A 902-nucleotide genomic window follows, 5' to 3' on the forward strand; every position below is an offset into this window, starting at 1 on the left:
GCCAAACCCTGCAATTTTGACTTACCTCGGCACTACTCCCCCTGAATGATTGGTATTGGAATTGCGGTTCCACAAATCATCTGCCTTGGCAGTGCTCCTCTTCTACATAAAGCTCAAACATTGAACGGTTTTGACGTCACAATGTCAATCAATATTTCAACCAGAATGATGGTTTTTATTAACGAAATTGTGACAGTGGTTTGACCTCTATACTTAGGGCTAATTGCCGTGTGCAACAAAATACATTAGTGTGAAACCTTTGATGCCTGAATGTATTGCTAATCGAAATAAAAATTGCTCCTGTTTTCTGGTGAACGACTTGTTAAATAATTCAAGTGAGTTTTCTTGCAAAGCATGAAGAGTGACGATGTTTTGATGGCAAATAATTCTAAAAATGACTTCTTTCAGGCTAAATGACTGCAATCAAGGAGCTGACATGCCGATCCAAAGCTTTATTCCCCCTCACCGAATTTTAATGGGCCCTGGTCCTTCCGATGTTTATCCACAGGTATTGCAAGCCCTTAGCCGTCCAACGGTTGGTCATCTAGACCCTCTGTTTATCGCGATGATGGATGAGCTTAAACAGCTGTTGAAATACGCTTTTCAAACCGAAAATGAGTTCACTATTGCGGTTTCTGCTCCAGGCAGTGCTGGGATGGAGACTTGTTTCGTTAACTTGATCGAGAAAGGTGACAAAGTCATCGTTTGTCGAAACGGTGTCTTTGGCGAGCGCATGCGTGAAAACGTTATTCGTGCTGGTGGCGAAGTGGTGCTAGTCGATGATGAATGGGGTGCGCCTGTTTCAGTAGATAAAGTTGAACAAGCACTACAGCAACATCCTGATACAAAAATTCTGGCTTTTGTGCATGCTGAGACATCAACCGGTGCTGTCAGTGATGCAC

At 43.0% G+C, this 902-nt stretch carries 1 pseudogene and 1 riboswitch; the pseudogene reads left to right on the forward strand.

Features of this window, described 5'->3' with window-relative positions:
• Window positions 1-110, reverse strand: a riboswitch (Lysine riboswitch). This riboswitch is flagged as partial in the annotation.
• 326 nt (window positions 111-436) lie between these two features.
• A pseudogene (locus R7Q48_RS25585) lies at window positions 437-902 on the forward strand (aminotransferase class V-fold PLP-dependent enzyme); the annotation flags it as partial.

This window comes from Vibrio sp. 378, assembly GCF_033339435.1.